Genomic DNA, 6,437 nt, shown 5'->3' on the forward strand with positions numbered 1-6,437 from the left:
GCCGCCGCCGCGCCCGCATGCAGCGCGGCCGTGCCCGCGATCAGCGGCGTCGGCTTCCAGCGGCGCGTATCGCCGGGCTGTCGCGACGGAACGGACGACGGCGCGCTCATGCGCGGCCTCCTCGATGACGGTTGATGGCCACCGCGTCAGCCGTTCGCGGCGCGAGAATCGCCGCGAACGCGAGCGCGAGCATCGCGCCCGGGCCGACGGTCAGCCCGAAGGTTTCGAGCAGCGGCACGTGTGACAGCGCCAGCAGCCCGAAGCCGGCGACCGTCGCGAGGTTCGCGATCAGCAGCGACACGAGCGTGTACGGCGCGACGGGCTGCGCGTCGTCGCGCTTGCAGAAGAACAGCGCGTAGTTCGAGCCGACCGCGACGATCAGCAGCATCCCGACGAGATGCAGGATCGTCAGCTGCACGCCGGCGAGCGCGAAGCCGGCCGTCACGACCAGCACAGCCGCGACGAGCGGCGCGAGTGCGCGCACGACGCGGCGCGGCGAGCGCAGCGCGATCAGCAGCAGCACGGCGATCGCGGCGAAGCCCGCGAGCGACAGCCGGAGGTCCTCATGCACATAGCTCACGTACAGGCGATCGGCTTCGGCCTTCATGTCGACGAACAGCGCATCGGGCACGCCCGCGCGGGCGACGGCTTCGCGAATCGGCGTGGCATCGAGGCTCGATGCCGGTTGCGCGGTGCGCGCGGCGTCCGGCGCGCGCAGCGGCAGCATCGCGCTCCAGCGGCCGTCGCGTTCGGTCAGCAGTGCATCGACGGCGAGCGCCATCGACGTGCCGCGCAGGTCCGCGCGCGTCAGCAGCGGTGCGTGGCGCGTGGCCTCGATATCGGCGATGAACGGTGCGAACAGGCCGGGCCTGACCGCGATCGGCTGGTTCGCGACGGCGTCGCGCATCCGCGCGGCGAGCACGTCGGCATCCGGCAGGCTCGCCTGGCGTGCGCGCTGCGCGGCGTCGCTCGGCAGGTAGCGCGCGGGGTTTTCGAAGCCGGCGAGTGTGCCCCGGTCGACGAGCGGCTGCAATTGCGCGGCGACCTTTTCGGCGCCTTCGAGCGCGGCCTGTTCGGTCGAGGCGGAAATCACGACGAGATAGCGCACATCGGGTGCGCCGACATCGGCGCGCAGCCGCGCGTCGAGCGCCTGCGCTTGCGCCGGCACGGGGCTGAGCGCGGCGAGTTCGCGGCTCCACAGCCCGTCGCGATGCAGCACGAGCGTCACGCCCGCGGCGATCACCAGCGCGGCGAGCGGCCAGCGCAGCCGCGGCGCGGCGTCGGCCGCACGCGTGAGCACGGCACCGACGCGCGACACGTCGCGGATCGCGACATGCTCGCCGCGAAGATGCGGCAGCACAAAGCGCGTGACGAGCGCGGCGGCCGTCAGCCCGACGATCGAATACAGCCCGAGCTGCACGAGGCCCGGGAATCCGGAGAACAGCATCGACGCGAATCCGCACACGGACGTCAGCACGCCGAGCCGGATCGTCGGCCAGTACGCGGCGATCCATGCGCGCGTCGCGTCGGCCGGGCGCGCCGCGCCGTGCGTGCCGCCCTGAGCCGATTGCACGAACAGGTAGATCGAATAGTCGACGGCTTCGCCGATCAGCGTCGTGCCGAAGCCGAGCGTCAGCCCGTGAACCGTGCCGAACGCGACGCTGACCGCCGCGATGCCCGCCGCGACGCCGGTCAGCACCGGCAGCAAGCCGAGCGCGAGCGTGCGCGGCGAACGGTACAGCGTCAGCAGCAGCGCGACGATCAGCGTGACGCTCGCCGTCGACAGCCGTTCGACGTCGTGCCGGATCGTGTCGCGCGTGTCGACCGAGAACACGCCCGGGCCGGTCATCGCGAGCGTGGTCGCGGCGGCGTTCGGCACGGCCTGCTGCGCGGCGGCGAACGCGCGGCGCACCGTGTCGATCGCGCGGGCCTGCGCGTCGGTATCGGAACCGGCGGCGGCCGTCTGCACGACGAGCACCGCGCGCGTGCCGTCGCGCGACGCCCACACGCCGTCGCGGCTCGCCGGTTCCGCCGCGCTGTCGAACTGGTCGACGAGCGTGGCGACTTCGCCGGTCGGGTCGCGCGGCAGCATCGCCTTGGCCACGAGGCCGGCCGACGAACTCAGCAGGTCGAGGCTGTCGCCGAGCGCCTGATGCAGGCCGGCGGCGCTGAAGCGTTGCGGCGTGACGGCCGGGCTCAGCAGGTAGCGGTGATCGAAGATGAACTGGCGATCGCGCGCGTCGTTCGTGGTTTCGCCGTTGTGAACGGCCGCGAATTGCGGATCGGTGCGCAGCGCGCCGGCGACGTGTCGCGATAGCGCGGCGCGCGTCGTGGCATCGCCGCCGTCGATCGCGACCAGGATCAGCCGCGACACGACGCCGTCGCGCAACTGGTCGACGAGCACGCGCTGCCCGGCGCTCGGCGCGCTCGGCAGGAACGCGGACAGGTCGGCCGTGAAGTGTGCGCGCCCGATCGCGACGCCGCACGCGATGAGCGCGAGCAGCCAAACGAGCACGGCACGCTGCCGCAGCGCGTGCAGGCGGCGTGCGACCGGTGACGCGGGGGGGCGGGTGCGTTCGTCCATCAGTTCGAATTCGCCGGAACGGGTTGCAGCCGCATCACGGAGCGGTCGCCGTCGGCCTGCCGGATCGCGACGCTGCGCAACACGTCGCGCGTGCCGTCAAGCGTGATCGTGCTGACGACCTTCAGCATCCGCGAGTCGAGCGGCGTGAGCGTCAGCGTCCAGTCGTCGCCGCGCCCGGCGAGCGCGACCTTGTACACCTGTTCGAGCGCGAAGCGGTTGCCGGCGAGCGTCGCGCGGATGCTGTCGATGAACGCGCCGAGTTCCGGATAGCGTGCGAGCGCGAGCGTGAACTTTCGGTTGTTGCGCTCGACGGTGAGCATGTCGCCGTCGACGACGAGGTGTTCGGGCTTCGGGCTCAGCGTGTGCTTCTCGAGATGGTCGGGGGCGACGAACACGAGTTCGCCGGACGACTCGACCGGCTGCGCCGCGATCGACAGGGTCTTCGTCTCGGTGAACGTCGCGCGCCCCGACTTGTGTTGCGCAAGCGTCGACATCAACCGGTCGAGGTTCCACGCCGGCGCCGTGTCGGCCGCCTGCGCGGGCGCGGCGGCCAGCGCGATCGCGGCTGAGGTTGCAGCGACGGCGACGGCCAGCGTGCGGGCGGCACGACGCAGCGCGGACGGGAGCGTGGGCGGGCAGCGGCGAACGGCGGTCATGCGTCGGAATCCCTCGTGGCGGACAGGCCGGCACCGGCGCGCGCCGCGTCGCTGCGTGCGGTCACGGTCGCGGCATCGCCGCCTTGCCAGAAGTCGAAATAGTTGAACCAGTTGTACGGTGCCGCGCGGCAGTATTTGTCGAGCAGCGCGACGTAGCGCACGAGTGCCGCGTCGACGGCCGCCGCGCGTGCGTCACGCCGCACGTCGGAGAAATCGGCGAGCGTCTCGAAGTGCACATCGTAGCGGTTGCCGTCGCGATACAGGCCCGTCATGAAGATCACCGTACGCTTCAACATCGCGGCCATGTAGAGCGGCCCGAGCGGGAACGCCGCCGGCGCGCCGAGCAGCGGCAGCCGGCGCAGCGACGCGGCCGCGTCGTCGAGCAGCGTGCGGTCGGCGAGCATGCCGACCATGCAGTTCGCGTCGAGTCGTTCGCGCACCTTCAGCATCGAGTCGACCTGCCCGAGCGGAATCACTTCCGGCTGCGCGGCGGGATTCACCGCGGCGAGCGTCGCGTTGATCTTGCGCGCGTTCTTCTCGTACATCGTCACGACCACGCGCAGGTCCGGGTGCGTGCGGCCGATCGCGCGCACGACCTCGAAGCTGCCGAGATGGGCGCCCATCAGGAACGCGCCGCGTCCGCCGGCGAGCGCGTCGTCGACGAGCGTTTCACCGTGCAGCCGGATGTCGAACAGGTCGAAGCGTCCGTTCATCAGATAGATGCGGTCGTGGATCGTCGCCGCGAACGTGAACACGTGCCGGTACACGTCGCGCCAGCGCGCGGGGCGGCCGAGCACGCGGCGCAGGTAGTCGCGCGACGCCGCGCACGCGACCGGCGAGAACAGCACGAAATACGTCGCGATCAGATGCAGCACGACGCGTGCGCGCTGGCGGCCGAAGCGCAGCGAGATCCACGTCATCGCGCGCAGCAAGCCTGCGTTGCTGCGCTCCTGGCGTTCGGCCCACGCGGTGCGCTTCATGGCTGCGCGCCGTCCTGCGCGGGCGGCGGCGCGGACAGCACGCCGCTCGCGACTTCGCGCGCCCCGGCGCGCAGCGTGAAGCGGATCGCACCGCTCGCCGCGGCGTCGTACGCGAGATCGAGCGGTTCGCCGGGTGCGACCGGGCTCAGGAATTTCGCTGACCCGAGCCGCCACGTGTGCAGCGGACGGTCGAGCGCCGTGCCGATCGCATGGATCGCGTGATCGAGCAGCACGACGCCCGGCACGACGGGTTGGCCGGGGAAGTGGCCGGGCAGTGCCGGGTGATCGGCGGGGATCGTGAACCCGAGCGCGGGCGCAGGCGTGCCGGCCGGGTCGCGGATGGGCGTCGGCGCGGCTGCGGTGCGCGCATGTTGCGCAACGAGCGCGGCGAGCACGTCGCGCGGCAGCTTGCCGGTTTCGTTGCGCGGCAGCGCGTCGACGAACACGAGCGGGCGCGGCATGAACGCGGGATCGATCCGCTCGCGCAGCGCGCGCTGCAGGTCGGAAGCGGCGAGCGTTGGCGCGACGACCAGCGCGACGAGGCGCGTGACCGGTTCGAGGCCCGCGCCGGCGTGGGCGGGCGCGGCTTCGTCGGGCATGAAGAACACGCCGTCGATCACCCGCGGAATCGCATTGAGCTGATGGTTCAGGTACGCGAGCGACGTGCGCTTGCCGGCGATGTTGATGAGGTCGGCCTTGCGGCCGTGCAGCAGGAACCGGCCGTCGCCGAGCAGTTCGAGCGCATCGCCCATCGGCACCGGCGCCTCGACGTGCCCGCCCGACACCCAGATCGTCGGCTCGCCGTCGTCGCTCTCCGGTTCGTCGCGCGCGTCGAGCCGGATGCCCGGGAACAGCGCCCACGTCGCGCCTTGCGACGTGCGGCGGGTCGCGATCTGGCCGGTTTCGGTGCTGCCGTAGATCTCGACGAGCGGCGCGTCGAGCGCGGCCTCGGCTTCGCACGCGAGCTTTTCCGACAGCGGCGCGGTGGCCGACAGCACGAGCGCGGCAGGCGGCAGCGCCTGGCCGGCCGCCAGCAGCGCGCGCAGGTGGATCGGCGACGTGACGAGCACGCGCGGCTGCGGGATCGCAGCGAGTTCGTCGCGAATGTCGACCGGGTAGAACGGCTGGCGATTGCTGAATGCGAGGCCGCCGATCAGCGCGAGCAGCACCGTCGACTCGAAGCCGTACATGTGCTGCGCGGGCACCGTGCCGATCAGCGTGGCCGCGCGGCCGTCGAGCAGCCCGAGGCGGTCGGCCGCCGCGCGCACGCAGCCGACCAGGAAGCCCCAGGTCTTGCGGTGCGGCACCGGTGCGCCGGTCGAGCCGGACGTGAACACGTAGGCCATGATTCGCGCCGCCTCGATCTGCGGCACGACGAACGGCGCATCGCTCGCGCGCTCGCCGGGGGCGGCATCGGGGTACGCGAAGCGCGGCAGGTCGATCGCGCAGTCGGGCGCGTCGTGCAGGCAGAACGCGTCGGGCGCGAACGATGCGAGCTGGCGGACCATTTCCGGCGTGTGCGTCGACGGCAGCAGGCTGATCTTGCCGGCAACGAGCGCCGCGCACAGGCTGACCGCGAAGCGGTAACGGTCGCGGCACACGTTGAACACGTGGCCGCCGGCGGGCAGCGCGGCGGCCACGCGGGCGACGTCGGCGACGAACGCGCGCACGGTGACGGGCGCGCCGTCGCGCCAGGCGATCGTCCGGTCCGGCGACGAATGGAAAACCAGCGGGTGAGTCGGCATAAATCGGTCAAAACGGGAGCGAAGGCCGGCGCGCCGCGCCGGCCGTGAATTCATCGTGACGGCTGCGATGCGTGGGTCGTCGCGCGATACGCGCGCACCGCGTCGACCATGCGCGGCCGCGGTTCGTGCGGCAGTGCGAAGCGCCGGCACGCATGCTCGGCGGCGAACATCACGGCGACGAGCGGCAGCGACAGGTAGTTCGCGAACGTCGACCACGTGACGATCGGCGCGGTCGCGAACAGCAGCGTCGACACGGCGGCGATCGCGACGAAGAACAGCGTCCACGCGAGCGTGATCTGCCGGGTGTAGCGCGCGACGGCCGGCGTGATCGCGCCGTGGATCATCGTCGCGAAGCGCGTGCACAGCGGCACCTGGCCGGCGGCGAGCGTGCGGCCGAACAGCAGCGCCATCGCGAGGTTGAAACTCGCGTGTTCCAGATACAGGCCCCATTCGAAATGCCGGGCGAGCGGCA

4 protein-coding genes and 2 pseudogenes are annotated in these 6,437 nt (G+C 72.1%); all 6 read right to left on the reverse strand.

Annotated elements, in window-relative coordinates:
- Positions 1-110, reverse strand: a pseudogene (locus G3N96_RS39540) (polysaccharide deacetylase family protein); the annotation flags it as partial.
- On the reverse strand, positions 107-2,584 hold the full coding sequence (locus G3N96_RS37195) for an MMPL family transporter (protein WP_206140322.1): 2,478 nt from the start codon (positions 2,582-2,584) through the stop codon (positions 107-109). The pseudogene G3N96_RS39540 and the gene G3N96_RS37195, both read right to left, overlap by 4 nt.
- On the reverse strand, positions 2,584-3,240 hold the full coding sequence (locus tag G3N96_RS37200; RefSeq protein WP_206140323.1) for an outer membrane lipoprotein carrier protein LolA: 657 nt from the start codon (positions 3,238-3,240) through the stop codon (positions 2,584-2,586). Before G3N96_RS37200 ends, G3N96_RS37195 begins: the two co-directional genes overlap by 1 nt.
- Positions 3,237-4,220, reverse strand: a complete 984-nt coding sequence (locus G3N96_RS37205) for an acyl-CoA synthetase (RefSeq protein WP_206140324.1) — start codon at positions 4,218-4,220, stop codon at positions 3,237-3,239. Before G3N96_RS37205 ends, G3N96_RS37200 begins: the two co-directional genes overlap by 4 nt.
- Entirely contained in the window at positions 4,217-5,965 is a 1,749-nt protein-coding gene (locus tag G3N96_RS37210) for an acyl-CoA synthetase family protein (protein ID WP_206140325.1), read from the reverse strand. Before G3N96_RS37210 ends, G3N96_RS37205 begins: the two co-directional genes overlap by 4 nt.
- A 50-nt stretch (positions 5,966-6,015) precedes the next feature.
- Positions 6,016-6,437: pseudogene (locus tag G3N96_RS37215) on the reverse strand (hypothetical protein); the annotation flags it as partial.

This window comes from Burkholderia sp. Se-20373 (assembly GCF_017104705.1).
Lineage (GTDB): Bacteria > Pseudomonadota > Gammaproteobacteria > Burkholderiales > Burkholderiaceae > Burkholderia.

What these genes read in the sequence shown, in the direction of transcription:
- G3N96_RS37195 (WP_206140322.1), bottom strand. Translation starts at nt 2,584, where the DNA reads ATGGACGAACGCACCCGCCCCCCCGCGTCACCGGTCGCACGCCGCCTG.
- G3N96_RS37200 (WP_206140323.1), bottom strand. Translation starts at nt 3,240, where the DNA reads ATGACCGCCGTTCGCCGCTGCCCGCCCACGCTCCCGTCCGCGCTGCGT.
- G3N96_RS37205 (WP_206140324.1), bottom strand. Translation starts at nt 4,220, where the DNA reads ATGAAGCGCACCGCGTGGGCCGAACGCCAGGAGCGCAGCAACGCAGGC.
- G3N96_RS37210 (WP_206140325.1), bottom strand. Translation starts at nt 5,965, where the DNA reads ATGCCGACTCACCCGCTGGTTTTCCATTCGTCGCCGGACCGGACGATC.